The organism is Candidatus Binatota bacterium (assembly GCA_012960245.1).
In the GTDB taxonomy this organism is placed as follows: domain Bacteria; phylum Desulfobacterota; class Binatia; order UBA1149; family UBA1149; genus UBA1149.
This window is the reverse complement of record DUBO01000060.1, coordinates 69,756-84,826: the sequence shown is the minus strand read 5'-3', so window position 1 is coordinate 84,826 and position 15,071 is coordinate 69,756. Positions and strand designations below refer to the sequence as shown.

The window sequence follows — 15,071 nt, the reverse complement described above, 5'->3', positions numbered from 1 at the left end:
CTCGTCCATTTTCTATTTTTCCCCTCGGTATCGCGCGAAGAAGTTGTCGGCGAATTTTCCGTATGTTCCCGCCACCAGTGCTCCCCTGATCTCCTCTACCAGATCCTGGTAGAACGCAACGTTATGCAGACTGGCCAGTGTAGCGCCCAGCATTTCATGCCTCTTTGCCAGGTGGTTGAGGTAAGCCGCGGAAAAGTTACTGCAAGTGTAGCACGAACAACGAGGATCCACGGGATCAGGGTCGTTTGCGTAGCGAGAATTTCGTATCGCTACGATCCCCCGGGAGGTAAACAGCGTGCAATTCCGTGCGTTGCGAGTGGGAAGAACGCAATCAAACATGTCGTAACCCATGCCACACAAGGCGACCAGGTCCTCCGGAGTACCCATGCCCATCATGTAGCGCGGCTTGTCGGCGGGAAGCAAGCCTACGCTGTACTCAGCCATGTGCATGGTTTTTTCTCGTTCCTCGCCCACCGACAGACCTCCGACCGCATAGCCGGGAAAATCGAGTTCCAGCAACCCTTCGGAATTTTGCCGGCGGAGATCCTCGAAAAGTCCTCCCTGCATTATGCCGAAAGAGGCGCCCGGCTGTTCGTCTATCGGCAGCTCCTTGCTCCGCGCCGCCCACCTGAGGGTCAAGCCGGCTGCAGACTCTGCCGCGCGCCTGTCAGAGCCGTTGCCGGTCACGACGTCGAAGACCATGGCCACGTCTACGCCCAGGGCTCGTTGAGTACGGGCCACCGACTCGGGCGTAAAGTGAACCTTGGAGCCATCTATGTGAGAACGAAACACCGCGCCCGCTTCGTCGACCTTGACGTTCTTTCCCAGGCTGAACACCTGGTATCCTCCGCTGTCGGTCAGTACAGGTCCGTCCCAGGCCATGAAACGATGCAGCCCCCCGAGGGACTCGATACAACCCACGCCCGGCCGGAGGTGCAGGTGGTAAGTGTTAGCCAACAGCATCCTGACCCCGGCCGAGCTCAATTGGTCTGGCGTCAAACCCTTGACGGTCCCCGCCGTGCCCACCGGCATGAACAGGGGTGTGGGCACATCGCCGTGCTCCGTCTTCAGAGTTCCCGAGCGGCCCGCGCAATCGCTGGCCGTGCTGACTTCAAAATCAATCAAGGTATTTACAGTACAAGCATGGCGTCGCCATAGCTGTAGAAACGGTAGCGACGTTTGACTGCCTCGTTGTACGCGTGGGCAGCCAGTTCGCGCCCGGCGAAAGCCGCTACCAGCTGGAGAAGGCTTGTGCCCGGCAGATGAAAATTGGTGAGGAGCACGTCTACTACCTCGAACTGGTAGCCCGGCGAAATGAACAAACCCGTGGTACCCGAGCCTCGGAGCAGCCCACGCTCTCCGTCAGCCACCGTCTCCATTGTGCGAACGCTGGTGGTACCTACCGCAACCACCCGGCCGCCATCGCTGCGACAGCGACGCACCGCCGACACCGCGTCGTCTCCTACCTCGTACCATTCTTCTTCCGGCGCAACGGGATCCCCGAGATCGTTGCGCAGGGGCAGGAAGGTGGCAGGCCCCACGTGCAGGGTCAGCGAGCAACGGCCGACTCCCCGGTCGCCAAGCTCTGCGAGCATTCTGCTACTGAAGTGAAGGCCCGCCGTCGGTGCCGCGACCGAGCCCTGCCTGTGGGCGTAAACAGTCTGATACCTTTCCTTGTCATCGGCCACCGCTGGGCGCTTTATATACGGAGGAAGCGGTACCTGCCCGTTTGCCTCGATGATGCTGCCAGCGTCGCCGTCTCCAAAATTAACGACACAGCGCCCGGATTGCACCGGCCCCAGCACGCTGACGCTGCCTCCGTTCTCGAGCAGCAGCTGCTGCCCTTCGCGTAAGGGGCGCGAAGCCTTGTACATGGAGCGCGCGCGTCCCGAGCGCGGCAGCTCAAGCAGAAGCAGTTCAACGCGACCGCCGGTGACCCTGCGGGTCAGCAGGCGAGCCGGAAAAACCCGCGAATCATTGAGCACCAGGGTATCGCCCGGCCGCAGTATATCCCCGAGCTCGTTGAACACGGCATCGCTTATCCGGCCCGAGCGCCGATCGACGACCATCAGTCGCGAATCACTGCGTCGGGCAGGTGGATACTGGGCTACGAGTTCTTCCGGGAGCTCGTAGTCAAACAACGGGCTTGAGCACCCGCCCTGTTGTTGCGCTGCTTTCAAAGCCCGGTCAGCCCGGTGTCGTTTCCTTCTTTGAAGGCATCAACGAAGCCAGCAGGTCCACGGGTACCGGAAGAATAACTGTCGAATTATTCTCAGAAGCGAGCTCCGAAAGCGTCTGCAGAAAGCGCAACTGAATGGCTACTGGTTCTTTCCCAATAACCGAGGCGGCCTCGGCGAGACGTCCCGAAGCCTGGAACTCTCCTTCGGCGTTGATCACCTTTGCCCGGCGCTCACGCTCAGCCTCGGCCTGCTTGGCCATGGCCCGCTGCATATCCTGGGGCAGGTCGATGTGCTTAACCTCCACGCTTACGACCTTGATGCCCCAGGGGTCGGTCTGCACGTCGAGTATCTCCTGTATCTGGTGATTGACGCGGTCCCTCTCGGCCAGTAACTCGTCGAGTTCTGCAGTCCCGCAAACACTGCGCAGCGTAGTCTGTGCCAGCTGGGAAGTGGCGTAGAGGTAGTCCTCTACTTCCATGGTGGCCTTGTTGGGATCGATAACCCGGAGGTACATGACCGCGTTTACCTTGACCGACACGTTGTCGCGGGTAATGACGTCCTGGGTCGGTACGTCCATGGTGATGGTTCTCATGTCGACCCTCGCCATGCGCTCAATCAGGGGAATGACGTAGGTGATCCCCGGGCCACGGTAGCCCACCAGCCGGCCGAGCCTGAGCACTACCGCTCGCTCGTATTCTTTCATTACCTTGAACCCACTGGCCAGGGCCGCAAGGACCGCGGCTGCCGCATAAATACTAAACATATTGTTCTCCTCTTACGGGCTTACTGCGACCCGCTTTCATCAACTACAACGGTCAGCTCAAGTCCATCGATCGACACGACCCGGACTCTCGTCCCACTCTCAAGTTCCTGTCCGCACCTGGCCCGCCAGAGTTCACCGTGCACGCGCACCGTGCCAACTTCGCGAAGATCACCAGAGGCAACGCCAATCTCTCCGACCAAACCCTCGGCTCCCGTCGTTGACGGCCTGCGCTTGTCTTTGACAAGCAGCACAACGACCACAAGCAGGGCCGCGGTAAATGTGAGCATCATTCCCAGGATAAGCCCCGTGTCTACCGCCAGGTTCGACTCCGGTGTGTAAAGAAACAGCGAACCAAGCGTCAGCGCGATTATGCCGCCGAAACCAAGCACGCCAAAACTCGGCATTACCAACTCCCCGAGGAGGAAAGCCATTCCCAGTACCAGCAGTAACACGCCGGTGGAGTTAATAGGCAGCACCTGCGACGCAAGCAACGCCAGCAACAGGCATATGGCACCGGCCACGCCGGGAAAGATGGTACCTGGGTTAGAAAACTCCATGTACAAACCCAGCATGCCGGCCATCATGAGAAGGTAAGCGATGTTGGGATCGGTGATGATACTGAGCACTTTCTGCCTCAGCGTCATCTCGATCTCGTGCACCGCCGGCCCGCCGGGGAGGTCGGCCAAAGAGGCCAGGTCGAGCGTGACCATTTTGCCAGCGAGTTCGATCTCCATGCCCGACGCTTTCTGAAGCAGCTCGGCAATATCGCCGGCCGCAAAGTCCACTACGCCCAGTTCGACGGCCTCCACCTCGGTAATAGCGACGCTCTCGCGCACCGCTTTCTCGGCCCACTCTACGTTACGACCGCGCCGGTTCGCTATCGATTCAACAAACGACACGGCGTAGTTCTCTACCTTCTCGCGCATGTCGCCTTTAATGTCGCCGCCCTGTCCCGACACCGGGTGGGCCGCGCCAATCGTCGTGCCTGGAGCCATCACGGCCACGTGGGCAGCGAGGGTTATGAAGACGCCAGCCGAAATCGCCCCGGCACCTCCGGGCGCCACCCATACAGCCACCGGCACCGGTGACGCGAGGAGGTCCTTGGCAATGGTCTTGGTAGAATTGAGCAGGCCACCCGGAGTGTCGAGCTGGATGATGAGCAGCGCGGCATCGGCATCGTGTGCCTGCTCGATCGAGGATTTTATAAAGTCCGCCACCGCAGGACTGATGGGTCCGTCTACCACCGCACGGTAGACCACCCTTCCCGAGGCCCAGTTAGACGCTGGCGCGAGCAACACGAAGAGTAACGCGACAATGCCTATCAGCGCCGCTCTCATTCGCAGCTCGGCCATCAGCGTTGCTCCAGGCCAAGGCGAGCCATCACCAACTTGATGTCACCCCACACAACTCTCTTTTCAGACGGCGATCGCAGCAGGTAAGCGGGGTGAAAAGTCGGCATCAGCGCCACACCGTGGTAGTCCTGCCAACGCCCTCTCTGTTTTGATATCGCCACCCGGTTTCGCAGCATAACCTGGGTCGCAAAGGCACCGAGGGTCACTATGACCTCGGGGTTTACGAGTTCGACCTGCTTCAAGAGAAACGGCTCGCAGGCAACTATTTCGTCGGGTTGCGGATTGCGATTTCCTGGAGGCCGACACTTTACGACGTTGGCAATGTAGACCTCCTCACGACTGAGGCCCATCCCTGCGCTGAGGATCTTGTCGAGCAGCTGCCCTGCTTTGCCCACGAAGGGCAGGCCCTGGAGGTCCTCGTCCTCGCCAGGGGCTTCGCCAACGAACATCAAGCGGGCATCGCTGTTGCCGACGCCGAAGACGATACTGCGCCGCTCACCGGCCAACTTGCACCGCTGGCAGTCACCCAGGACAGTTCCCAGCTCCAGCAAGGAACTCGCAGCGCTGACCTCGGGCTCCAGCAGCAGGCGGTCCTTGTCGGGCGCGCCCTCGAGCCGGGGTCTCGGGTCAGTTGCATCCGCCGCACACGCCTGGGCGGGAACAAGCGCTGGCTTTGACCGCAAGACAGGGAGAAACTCAAGACCCAACTCAAGCTCCCGACTTAAATAATCGCTGGCCAGTTGCCGGGCCCCCACTATGCTTGCCTTGTTCACCATCGTCGCCGTGCTCCTGGCCATACTGGGTCTACCCGACAGCGCGCTCGCCTGGGGCCCCATAACCCACATTGTTCATGGCTCGCAGGTGCTGGCGAATATTACCAGCCTGCCCCCTGCCCTACAAGCCATCATCGGGGCGAACGAGAACCGTTACCTCTACGGTTGTATCGGGGCCGACATCGTACAAGCAAAGGCGTACACGAAGTCACTGGCTACCCACTGCCACGGCTGGTCCGTCGCCTGGGAACTGGTGCGCCAGGCTCGCGGAGACGGACAAAAAGCCTTCGCGTGGGGTTACATGACCCACCTGGCGGCCGATATCCTGTCGCACAATCACTTCGTCCCCATCCACACCCTGATCAGCTTTCGTGCCCGCACATCGGGGCACGCCTACTGGGAAGCGCGCATGGACGGGTTGCAACAAATCCGTTACTGGCGCCGCGCCAGGCAGGTGCTCGGGTTTACTTACGAGGACTGCGACGAGCTGGTAGAGCAGACGATCGAACACACCCTGCTTTCTTTCAAGGCCAACAAGAAAATCTTCGACTCGCTCATGGGCATCAGCAAACTCGAGCAGTGGCAGTTGCTGGTCAACACGGTCAACCGCAGTTCGCGATACTCGCTGCCCCGTACGACCGTGGATCGCTACAACCACGCCTGCGTTCACGCCGTCATGGACCTGCTGGTTCACAAAAAACGTTCGTTCACCCAGGAGCTGGACGCAACGGGCAGCGAGATGCTCAAGCAAAGTATCCGCTTGAGGCGGCAGCTCAGGAAACTGCGCCGCGGCCGAAGCCTCGACCGGGAGACAGAAGAACGAATCATGCAGCGGTTGCTCAATCGCGCGCCCCGCATTCCTGTCGAAATGGACTAGCCTCGCTTTCTTCTACGCACCAGCGCGGGAGGCTGCGGCCGGCTGCCGCAAGGCCACGACTCGGTCGAGGATACGATCGGCGAGCTCATCCTTGCTCATGGAACCGGTGCTCTCGTCCTTTCCGTCACGGTCGATAATAAGCGCGGCGTTCTCCGTTGAATCGAAGCCGCCGTCTTTTTCCGACACGTCGTTGGCGACCACGAGGTCCAACTTCTTCCTTTGCAGCTTGGCCAGGGCATTGGCAGCCAGGTTTTCGGTCTCGGCAGCAAACCCAACCAGTACCGAATTCGGGCGTCGCGCACGCTCACCGAGCAGCGAAAGAACGTCGGGGGTTTTGACAAGGTCAACGCGCATCTGCGCATCCCCCTTCTTGATCTTGTTCTTCGCTACGGTGCCGGGCGCGTAATCCGCTACGGCGGCGACCATTATCACCACGTCCGCGTCAACCGCCCGGTCGAGCATCTCCTCGCGAAAATCTTCGGCGGTCTCTACATCAACAAGCGAGCAATCCCTCGGAGAAGGAAGGCTGCAGGGGCCGCTGACCAGCGTCACCGCGGCTCCTCGCCTTCCAGCAGCGGCCGCCAATGCGTAGCCCATGCGTCCACTCGATCGGTTGCTGATGTAGCGCACCGGGTCGAGAGCTTCCCGGCTGGGACCGGCAGAAACGAGAACCGACATGTCCTCTAGGTCGCGCTCGACGAAACAAGCCGCCAGGCCGTCGGCGAGGTCCTCGGGGTCGGGCAACCTGCCCTGACCCTCCCAACCGCAAGCGAGCTCGCCACTGTCTGGTTCCAGCACAGAGTAGCCATATCCTTCGAGGGTTTTGATGTTGGCCCGCACCGCCGGGTGCGAATACATGTTTACATTCATCGACGGTGCGATGACCACTGGAGCCCGGGTCGCCAGCACGGCCGCCGTCACCACGTCGTTGCTAATGCCGAGGGCTAACCGGGCGAGCAGATCCGCCGTCGCGGGGGCCACCAGCACCGCGTCTGCTTCGTCTGCCAGGCGGATGTGGCCAACAGTGGCGTCTTGCGAAGCGTCAAGAAGGTCGGTGGCAACCGGGTTGCCCGAAAGCGTCTGCAGGGTCAGCGGCGACACGAAACGGGCGGCTGCGCCGGTCATTGCGACCTGCACCGTGGCCCCGGCGCCCGTTAGAAGGCGAACGAGCTCGGCGCACTTGTAGGCGGCTATGCCGCCGCCTACGCAGAGCAGCAGTTTACGATCATTGAGAAGGTACATCGCCTGTTTGCCCGGGGGCACTGGTTTTACCCAACCGACCCAGCTCGCCAAAGCTTAGCCCTTCTTTCACCAGGTACACAAGCCCTAACACGACTTGAGTCGAAAACTGCACGAAATGCGTGAAGAAAGCGTAGCCCACCGCGAGAACCGCGGGAGTGCCGTAGACGCTTTCAAGGGCCAGGCGGCTGCCGTACTCGAAGGTCCCCCAGAAGCCCGGCGCCGACGGAACCGCGACTGCAAGGGCTACCAGCGTCGTCACGCCGATGCCGCCCTGTACGTACGGAAGCTCAAGGTCGAAGGCCGGAAACCCCAGGGCAAACGAAGCGGCGATAGCCCCCCACACGTAAAACGACCAGGCCAGCAGCAGGAGGAGTGTGCGAAGATCGCCTACCGCCACCAGCGCATCGATAAACTGGTGCTCCAGTTTTACGAGCGGTTGCGAAATTCGCGCCGGCAACACGCCCCAGATTCGATCGAGAAGGGGCAGCATGCGCTCGCGGTTGAATCTCACAACGATCAAAATCACAACCGCGGTAAGAGCCACGACACCGGCTCCGCGTATCCACAGCTCGACCTCGGCGGGCAGGTCGAGCTGGACCAACAGCAACAACGCAAAGCCCAACAGGGCAATGAGGTCGAGCACCCGTTCGAGTACCACCGTGGCGACGGCCAGGCTCATTGGAACCCCGGTGTTGCGCGAAGCAAGCCACGGACGTATCACCTCGCCGACGCGAAAAGGCAGTAGCATGTTGGACATGAAGCCCACGGCAGAAGCCGAGAACAACGGGGCAAGCGGCAACTGGCGGCCCGAAGAAATGTTCAGGAGCAGTCGCCAGCGTTGTGTGCGAACAAAAAGGGAGAACACGCCCATGCCTGCCATTGGAAGAACCCAGCGGTAGTCGGCCTCCAGCAGGGTCTGGCCAACGCGCTGCCAGTCCTCTCCGCGCAACGCCAGGTAAAGGAAAAGCCCCGACAACAACAGCGCAATCAAGAGCCGAGACCAGGTCGAACTTCTCGCAGTATCTCCGGGCCGAGCCATGCCTGTGGTCAGGTCCTGAAGCGAGAAGGTGGTGGGTCCGGAATGTCCGCGTCCGGATGCAATACCTTGACCCTCTCGAGCAGTGCTTCCTCGGTCTCCGGGATGTCCGGGTCGGGTATGCAGCAGTCTACAGGGCATACCGCGGCGCACTGCTCCTGGTCAAAAAAGCCAACGCACTCAGTACACTTGGCGGGGACGATGTAATAAACGTCTTCGTCTATGGCGGCCTTCATTTCGCCCTTGTCTTCCCACTCGATTCCGCCTTCGTAGATCGCAGTGTTGGGACACTCAGGCTCGCAAGCCCCACAGTTGATGCACTCGTCGGTTATCTTGGTAGCCATAACAACAGTCGCCCTCCCGAGCTGTCGCCGAAGCTGCCACAGTAACAAGAAACAGTAAAGTGGCTGTCTTGACATGCTTCCGTATATGAAGGAATCCTGCGCTGCCGAGGATGCTCACGCCTTTGCGGAAGACGACCAGAATCGACCGGTGTCAGTTACCCAGCACAGCCCCATCGAACAGAATCGCCTCTTGCGCGAAGATCTCGAGCGCGTCGAAAACCGTATAGCCGAGGTGATCGGATCACAGGAGCCGCGCCTTTCCGAGGTTTCGGATTATCTCATCAACGCCGGCGGCAAACGAGTACGACCGGCGGTCGCTTTACTCGCCTTCCGGGCCTGCGGGGGCACCGACGCCACCGACGTGATCGACCTCTCAGTAGCACTGGAGCTCATACACACGGCCACCCTGCTTCACGACGACATCATCGACGCCAACTCCACTCGCCGCGGCAAAGAAGCCGCCTACCTGCGCTACGGACTGGCCGACACCCTGGTGGCGGGAGATTTTCTGTTCTGCAGGGCCTTCGATGTTTGCGGCCGTTTTGAAGAACGAATCGTCGCCTGGGCTGCCGGCGCCTGCGTACAGCTGACCGAAGGCGAAATCATGCAGGCTCGCTATCGTCGCAACGACGCGGTGACGGTCGACCACTACCTCGAAATAATTGATCGCAAGACGGCGTCATTGTTTCGCGCGGGGACGCGAATAGCGTCTTTTCTCGCCGGGCAGAACGAAGAAGAAATTGAGAGAATGGGGGCCTGCGGAAAAGACATAGGCCTCGCTTTCCAGATGGTTGATGACATCCTTGACGTCGAAGGCGACACCGAGAAGACCGGCAAAATGCTGGGTACCGACCTTCGCGACGGCAACCCATCCCTGCCCACGGTCTGGGCCCTCGACGACAAGGCCGTGCACCACGCATTCACAAACGACAACGCTTCGAACGCGGAAGTTGAAGCCGCGCTATCGGCCATACGCAGCGGCGACGTGATCTCGCGTGTACGCACGCTGGCCGCTGGACACGTAGAGTCCGCGCTCGAGACAATAGGCGGGTTACCCGAATCGATTTTCAGCCAGCGCCTCGCCGACCTGGCCGGCGGATTGGTTACCCGCGTCAGTTGAGCTCTCAGACCGCCGCGCCCAGCCAGGCCTGTACGGCTACGTAGATTACCCACGCGGCTATCAGCGGGCCACCCATCCAGCGGCTGAAAACGCCGCTTTGACCCGCCCTGCCAACGCAGAACCTGAACCAACCCAGCATAAGCAGCATGACTGGAAGGTGCAGGTAGAACAGCAAGGCCGGAAGTTCAGCGCCTGTTTCGAGCAGTGGCAGGGGAGCCGCGAGGGCTGATGCTCCAACAACGAACAGGACGTTGAGAACGTCGGCACCGATGACGGTTCCCACGAGGATTTCGGGGTGCCCCTTGCGTACCGCACTCAGCCCCACGACAAGTTCCGGCAGCGAAGTCCCGAGTGCGACCAGCGTACCGGCAATGACCAGTTTAGAGACGCCGGCCTGTACGGCCAACTCCGAAACCGCGAGAACGAGCACCTGGCTGCAGAAAACGACCACCAACAGGCCCAAGAGGAGCGTGGCCAGCAGCTTGCCGACGGGCGCTGCCGCATCACCCAGAATCGATTCGCCCGTTAACAAGTCGCCAGCCATGTCAACGGATCCCCGGTCACGCCGACTCCAGCTCACCGACAAGTACAGGTAGGCAACGAGCAGAGCGATAAGCAACAGGCCTGCATCCCTGCCCAAGACCGCTGATCGCCCCGACGCAATCAACGACCCGTAGCAAAGCAGCGCCAGGACAAGGGCCGATCCGGCCTGGAACCAGCCTTGCCTGTTGAGAAGTTTCCGGTCAGCCGGCAGCGTTGCCAGGAGGCACCCAAGCCCGAATATCAAACCGGTGTCAGTCACCACCGAACCGATGGCGTTACCAAGGGCCAGTCCCGGTTCGCCCGACCAGGCGGCAATAACCGACACGGCACACTCAGGACTGGTAGTTCCCAGCGAGACCACGGTCGCGGCAACAACCACCTTCGGTACCCCGAAGCCGGCCGCGAGTCCCGACGCCCCGTCTACCAGTCGGTCTGCACCCCAGGCCAGCACGGCGATGGACGTGGCGGTTACGGCCAGGAGCAGCCAGGCTGCCTGGCCCACAAAGAACTCGGACGAGATAAAGTATTCCACCTGGCGGCCCGCGGGAGGTCAGGGAAGACCACCTCGGTGGGCACAGTCTACACTCAGCCGCCGCCAGCGGCCAGTGAAGCCGCGAGAACTCGAATAAAAATTACAGTAAAAGCCGCCGTTAAAGGCTACAAGACTATCCTTTCAGCTGATGAGTTCTTGCTCTTGACGGTTTGCGTCCCACAGGGCACGCAAGAGCTGCTCGAGGACAATGAACTCCTCGTTCATGGACACCAGCGATTCCACGGTGGAGTTAAGCCCGCTGGCTTCTTCCTCGTGGCTTTCATCGGTACTGAAATCGGCTAGATTTCTCGCGGCGGTCAAAAGGCTGTCCGAGGCCCTCCTGACATGCAGAGCGATCTGGGTAAAGGATTCGTTGTCGATGATCATCTGGGCTCCCTGAGGCAAAGTCCGCCCGGTCGGGCAGCGCTTTCTATAGGCAAGAGGAGTGCCAGCACACGAATTCACGGCGATACCGCCGACAGCGACACAGAGCCACCGTACGCGCCGCCCGAACAGCAAAAACAGTCTGTATTTAAGGGGGTTAGCCCTGGTCGACAAAGCGGAGTACAAAGCAGCTGTTTCGGACTCGGACTCGCTGAGGCCTGTATTACCGGCAGTGCATTCCTGCCACCCCAGCACCACGGACGTGCATTATGGCCAGATCAGGCCTCCGACGGCTCAGTTAATGCTCGAGCCGAAACGCTTGACGAATGAACCAAGCCCCGCTGCCGCGAGCGCTGTTTTAGCCCGCCCCGCTGCCGCCTCTGTCTGGTAACGCCCCGCGACCACTCGGTAGAGAATTGCGCCGTCGCGACTGACTTCGACGAGGTGAACATCGCCGGTCACGCGGGCAGCCCTGCCGCGAAGCGCCTGGGCGTTGGCCGCCGAAGAGAACGCCCCCAATTGCAAGCCGTAGTAACTGGTCGGAATCATAGCCACGGGCCCCGGAACCGCTGCGACGGGAGCCCTGCTTACAGGAACAGGCTTGAGCGCTTGTTGCGCGATATGTCTTTTCACTACCGGCTGCGTGACCAGCGCCGGCGGTGGCGCCACCACCGGCAAAGCTGCTGGAGGCAATCTAACGGCCGCGACCCGAGGCTTGGCTTTGGCCCCGCCAAGCGAGGCTGTAGCGACAGCAAGCGGAGCAGCAGGCGCTGGTGGTTTCACAGCGGCCGGTTTCACAGCGGCCGGTTTCACAGCGGCCGGTTTCACAGCGGCCAGTTTCACAGCGGCCGGTTTCGCTACGGCCGGCGCAACTTGAGCAGGCTCCCTGGCCGGGCTTGCGGCTACCGGCGCGATGCTGGCGACCGCAAGGGCCGCCTTGTCGGCTGCACTGCCCCCGGGCGATGCCTTGGCCACACTCGTTGCAGGCTTGACCGGCTTGCCAAAGGTCTGCCGCTGCCGCGCACCAAGCTCGGCTGCCCTGTTACGTTTTACTTTCAGTCCGGGCACCGCGGTCACCATGCTCTGGTCGACCTTGCCCAGCGAACCAACTGCGACCCTCGACATTTCCTGCAAACCAGCCGCCGTAACCTTACTGCCGTCAGCGCTGGCCTCAGGGGCATCGCGCCCGCCCGGCGCAAGGGCCATCCGTATCGAATCCGCGCCCGGCCCTTTTCCGGTCAGCGCTGCGGCCAGGCCTGCCACCACGGCAAAGAATCCCACGGCCCACAAACCGAGGCGACGGCGATTGGCGACTACTCCGACATCTTCATCCGTGGATTCGGATACACCGCTGGCCCTGCGTCGAGAAGCCTTCGGCGGCCGCCCGCTTTCGGTGTCGGACCCCAAACCGAAATCCTCGCCCAACACGTGCGCCGCAGGCAACGCGGGCTCAACTACCCTGCCCCCACCAGCCGGCTCCTCAATGATTTCTGCTTCGAGCTCCAGCTCAAGCCCTCTGTTATCTTCGACCGATGCTTGCACCTGCTCCAAGCCGGCCGGCTCGGAGCCGTCGATTTCCTCGAGCGCACGACAGCAAAGTTCGTCGATACGTCCAGGAATGCCTTCGGCACGCTCAACGATACCGCTCAGGGCTTCGGCGGAAAACAGTCCCTCTACCGAGCCGCCGACTTCTTCAACGCGCATACGGATGTATTCCAGCGACTCCTCGCTGTCGAGAGGATCCATTCGACAAACCTGCACCAGCTGCTTTAGGACACTACGATCCGAGGCCGCGTTCATGCGATCAAGGAGTTCAGGCCGGCCCACGAGGAAGACGTGAAGCATCGTGTGATCAGCTGGATCGTCGCCGAACAGCGAGGCGAGCCTCTCCAATGTCTTAGCTGGTAGATCCTGGGCGTCGTCAATGATGATGACGGTGGCGCACTGCCGGTCGGCCAGGCTATGCGCCTGTTGTTGCAGCGCCTCGACCAGGTCAGCCTCGCTGTTGCCCGGCAGTTCCACGCCGAGGCCCGTCAGGGCTTCGCCCAGCAGGTGCCGAAGGCCGGGGCCTGCCCCGGGAACGTAGACCACCCGGGCGAGGTCACCGAATTTCTCATCGAGAGAGCGGACAAGAGTGCTCTTGCCCGTGCCCGACTCGCCAATGAGCAGGGTGATACCCTGTGGCGCCTGCAGGCCAGCTCTCAACTCCGCAAGGAGTGCGGCCCACACATCCGACAGCGGCCCATTGTCGGCTCCACCCCGTTGGTCAAACGGGTGGCGCGAGAGTCCGAAACGGGAAGGATTCATCCACACCTCCTACAATCAGGGCCGTTCCAGGGCAACGGCCTCAAGCCAAACTACCACAGGGCCTCCAGTTATCAAAAAAAAATTCGCCCAGTTCTCCATCCTCCCCGGGACGAAAGACCGGGGGGCTAACGGCTGCAGGCCGAGGAGACGAAGCCGGCAAAGAGCATCCGCTCACTCAGGGGTGACAATTTAAGGGCGCTGTCCAGTTCCAGCACACCGCTGTGCAGGGCCGCCAGGGCAGCAGGACCGAAAGCCGCCGCCGCCCGGAACTGGTGAAACGCGCGCCAGGGCGTCGAAAAGCCGTCGCGCACTTCTGCGGGCAGCGACTTCCAGGCAGAGCGGGAAAACCCCTCCGAGCTGCCCTCGAGATCACGCCTGCTGAGCAGGCCCAGATGCCGTGAAGCCTCGTACAGAGCGCCCACGTGGGTTCCCAGTGCCGCGCATATCATCAAGGGAAACTGACCCCGGTCGAGCATCTCGTCTAGCGCAGCCTGGGCCGCGGGGCCGTCGCGCCTGCTCAGGGCATCGGTCAGCCCGAAAACGCCAGCCTGGGCGTAATCGGACATAAGCTCTCTCACCTGGGCCACCTCGAGCGCCCCGCCCTCGGCCACCGCCAGGCAGAGCTTCTGAACTTCGCCCAGCAACACGCCCTCGTTACTACCCGCGCGCTCGGATACCAGGGCGAGCACCGCCCGCGAGGGTTCCGCGAGGCCGGCACGGCGGCACTCCGCGCGTACCAGTGCGTGTACCGAGCCCTCTTCAAGGTTACCGCCCCTGTCGACGGCAATCCTCAGGTCTTCGAAACCATCGAGTCCCTTGACTGCCTTGTAGAGCCTGCTGCGGCGATCAACCACCCTGGCGGTGACCAGCAAGCAAGCACCCGCCGGAACGCCGCGCTCTACGAGCTCGAGCAGGTCATCTACTTCTCCTTCCAGGCTCGCATCAAAACCCCGAAGCCAGGCGCAGCGGTTTCCACCGAACATCCCGACCTGCAACAACTCCGCTTCGGCCTGGGCAACAGTGGCTTCGGGGGAGCGCAGGATCGCGAGATCTGTGTCTACATTGCCCCCGTTGAGCGCGGCAACGGCCAGCTTCCTGGCCCTGGGATCAACGATGGCCGATTCGCCGACCAGGAGGTAAAGGCCAGCAGACTCTGTCTCGACAGTGGTCGTCAACTGCTCGTCCGGGAGCGGGCCGTTCTTACGAGCGACCACTCCGCACTGCCGCTGGCAAGAAGTCTGGCGCGGCTGTCCTTGATGGCGGCCTCTGTTCTCACCGTCGTACCTTCCTGTTCAATGATGCGCGCCGAAACGATCAGTTCAATGGCCGCCTTTACCGGGCGGTGAAATTCTACGGCGAGCTTACTGGTAACCCCGTAGCGTCCCAGTCCCTCGAATACAGCCCAGCCCATGGCCTCGTCGAGCAGGGTCGAAACAATTCCACCGTGGACAAAGTCCTCGTAGCCCACGAAGTTCGTGTCGATAGCCGTGCGACACACCACGCCATCGTTGTCCTGCTTGAAGGCCAGGCCCAGGCCGCTGTCGTTCTCCGGCCCGCAACCAAAACACCCCGCGAACAAACGATCCCGGCTACTGTCGGCCTGCTCTTCAGACATTTC

At 61.5% G+C, this 15,071-nt stretch carries 15 protein-coding genes; 2 read left to right on the top strand and 13 right to left on the bottom strand.

All coding sequences use genetic code 11. From position 1 onward, the window contains the following. Positions 1 to 12 precede the first annotated feature (12 nt). The 5 genes from tgt to EYQ35_12160 are packed head-to-tail and all read right to left on the bottom strand — an operon-like array spanning position 13 to position 5,071. A complete protein-coding gene (gene tgt, locus EYQ35_12180) occupies positions 13 to 1,122 on the bottom strand; it encodes a tRNA guanosine(34) transglycosylase Tgt (protein ID HIF64891.1) in 1,110 nt (369 codons plus the stop codon). Between the two features lie 8 nt (positions 1,123 to 1,130). Further along, complete coding sequence (gene queA / locus EYQ35_12175) at positions 1,131 to 2,141, bottom strand: tRNA preQ1(34) S-adenosylmethionine ribosyltransferase-isomerase QueA (protein ID HIF64890.1); 1,011 nt, start codon at positions 2,139 to 2,141, stop codon at positions 1,131 to 1,133. Positions 2,142 to 2,187: 46 nt separating this feature from the next. After that, positions 2,188 to 2,943 (bottom strand): slipin family protein, encoded by a 756-nt coding sequence (locus EYQ35_12170; protein ID HIF64889.1) that lies wholly within the window; start codon positions 2,941 to 2,943, stop codon positions 2,188 to 2,190. A gap of 20 nt (positions 2,944 to 2,963) precedes the next feature. Then, a complete protein-coding gene (locus EYQ35_12165) occupies positions 2,964 to 4,295 on the bottom strand; it encodes a nodulation protein NfeD (GenBank protein HIF64888.1) in 1,332 nt (443 codons plus the stop codon). Further along, complete coding sequence (locus EYQ35_12160) at positions 4,295 to 5,071, bottom strand: uracil-DNA glycosylase (protein HIF64887.1); 777 nt, start codon at positions 5,069 to 5,071, stop codon at positions 4,295 to 4,297. The genes EYQ35_12165 and EYQ35_12160 overlap by 1 nt, the downstream gene beginning before the upstream one ends. On the opposite strand from EYQ35_12160, the gene EYQ35_12155 reads away from it, so the two are divergent. Continuing rightward, positions 5,052 to 5,945: a hypothetical protein gene (locus tag EYQ35_12155; GenBank protein HIF64886.1), complete on the top strand. Its 894-nt coding sequence runs from the start codon at positions 5,052 to 5,054 to the stop codon at positions 5,943 to 5,945. The two genes, EYQ35_12160 and EYQ35_12155, sit on opposite strands and share 20 nt — an antisense overlap. Positions 5,946 to 5,957: 12 nt before the next feature. Here the strand turns inward: EYQ35_12155 and coaBC are convergent, their stop codons facing one another. From coaBC to EYQ35_12140, 3 genes are read right to left on the bottom strand one after another with little or no spacing between them, the layout of a single operon-like run. Further along, positions 5,958 to 7,187 (bottom strand): bifunctional phosphopantothenoylcysteine decarboxylase/phosphopantothenate--cysteine ligase CoaBC, encoded by a 1,230-nt coding sequence (gene coaBC, locus EYQ35_12150; GenBank protein HIF64885.1) that lies wholly within the window; start codon positions 7,185 to 7,187, stop codon positions 5,958 to 5,960. After that, positions 7,171 to 8,364 carry a flippase-like domain-containing protein gene (locus EYQ35_12145; GenBank protein ID HIF64884.1) on the bottom strand — a complete coding sequence of 398 codons (1,194 nt, stop codon included), beginning with the start codon at positions 8,362 to 8,364 and terminating at the stop codon, positions 7,171 to 7,173. The genes coaBC and EYQ35_12145 overlap by 17 nt, the downstream gene beginning before the upstream one ends. Further along, positions 8,235 to 8,567 carry a YfhL family 4Fe-4S dicluster ferredoxin gene (locus tag EYQ35_12140; protein HIF64883.1) on the bottom strand — a complete coding sequence of 111 codons (333 nt, stop codon included), beginning with the start codon at positions 8,565 to 8,567 and terminating at the stop codon, positions 8,235 to 8,237. The genes EYQ35_12145 and EYQ35_12140 overlap by 130 nt, the downstream gene beginning before the upstream one ends. A gap of 73 nt (positions 8,568 to 8,640) precedes the next feature. On the opposite strand from EYQ35_12140, the gene EYQ35_12135 reads away from it, so the two are divergent. After that, positions 8,641 to 9,687 (top strand): polyprenyl synthetase family protein, encoded by a 1,047-nt coding sequence (locus EYQ35_12135; protein HIF64882.1) that lies wholly within the window; start codon positions 8,641 to 8,643, stop codon positions 9,685 to 9,687. Between the two features lie 4 nt (positions 9,688 to 9,691). On the opposite strand, the gene EYQ35_12130 is transcribed toward EYQ35_12135, so the two are convergent. The 5 genes from EYQ35_12130 to EYQ35_12110 all read right to left on the bottom strand — a co-directional run bounded on the left by EYQ35_12130 (position 9,692) and on the right by EYQ35_12110 (position 15,068). Beyond that, positions 9,692 to 10,762, bottom strand: a complete 1,071-nt coding sequence (locus EYQ35_12130) for a sodium:calcium antiporter (protein ID HIF64881.1) — start codon at positions 10,760 to 10,762, stop codon at positions 9,692 to 9,694. A gap of 141 nt (positions 10,763 to 10,903) precedes the next feature. Continuing rightward, positions 10,904 to 11,167, bottom strand: coding sequence for a hypothetical protein (locus EYQ35_12125; protein HIF64880.1), 264 nt, complete (start codon positions 11,165 to 11,167; stop codon positions 10,904 to 10,906). Positions 11,168 to 11,440: 273 nt separating this feature from the next. Next, positions 11,441 to 13,453, bottom strand: a complete 2,013-nt coding sequence (locus EYQ35_12120) for a hypothetical protein (GenBank protein HIF64879.1) — start codon at positions 13,451 to 13,453, stop codon at positions 11,441 to 11,443. A 125-nt stretch (positions 13,454 to 13,578) separates the two neighbouring features. After that, the gene (locus tag EYQ35_12115) at positions 13,579 to 14,628 is read right to left on the bottom strand and encodes a hypothetical protein (protein HIF64878.1); all 1,050 of its coding nucleotides are present in this window, start codon (positions 14,626 to 14,628) and stop codon (positions 13,579 to 13,581) included. Further along, the gene (locus EYQ35_12110) at positions 14,625 to 15,068 is read right to left on the bottom strand and encodes a PaaI family thioesterase (protein ID HIF64877.1); all 444 of its coding nucleotides are present in this window, start codon (positions 15,066 to 15,068) and stop codon (positions 14,625 to 14,627) included. Before EYQ35_12110 ends, EYQ35_12115 begins: the two co-directional genes overlap by 4 nt. Positions 15,069 to 15,071 lie beyond the last annotated feature (3 nt).

What these genes read in the sequence shown, in the direction of transcription:
- EYQ35_12160 (HIF64887.1), bottom strand. Translation starts at nt 5,071, where the DNA reads ATGGTGAACAAGGCAAGCATAGTGGGGGCCCGGCAACTGGCCAGCGAT.
- EYQ35_12155 (HIF64886.1), top strand. Translation starts at nt 5,052, where the DNA reads ATGCTTGCCTTGTTCACCATCGTCGCCGTGCTCCTGGCCATACTGGGT.
- EYQ35_12165 (HIF64888.1), bottom strand. Translation starts at nt 4,295, where the DNA reads ATGGCCGAGCTGCGAATGAGAGCGGCGCTGATAGGCATTGTCGCGTTA.
- EYQ35_12145 (HIF64884.1), bottom strand. Translation starts at nt 8,364, where the DNA reads ATGCCCTGTAGACTGCTGCATACCCGACCCGGACATCCCGGAGACCGA.
- EYQ35_12140 (HIF64883.1), bottom strand. Translation starts at nt 8,567, where the DNA reads ATGGCTACCAAGATAACCGACGAGTGCATCAACTGTGGGGCTTGCGAG.
- EYQ35_12135 (HIF64882.1), top strand. Translation starts at nt 8,641, where the DNA reads ATGCTTCCGTATATGAAGGAATCCTGCGCTGCCGAGGATGCTCACGCC.
- EYQ35_12120 (HIF64879.1), bottom strand. Translation starts at nt 13,453, where the DNA reads ATGAATCCTTCCCGTTTCGGACTCTCGCGCCACCCGTTTGACCAACGG.
- EYQ35_12170 (HIF64889.1), bottom strand. Translation starts at nt 2,943, where the DNA reads ATGTTTAGTATTTATGCGGCAGCCGCGGTCCTTGCGGCCCTGGCCAGT.
- EYQ35_12110 (HIF64877.1), bottom strand. Translation starts at nt 15,068, where the DNA reads ATGTCTGAAGAGCAGGCCGACAGTAGCCGGGATCGTTTGTTCGCGGGG.
- coaBC (HIF64885.1), bottom strand. Translation starts at nt 7,187, where the DNA reads ATGTACCTTCTCAATGATCGTAAACTGCTGCTCTGCGTAGGCGGCGGC.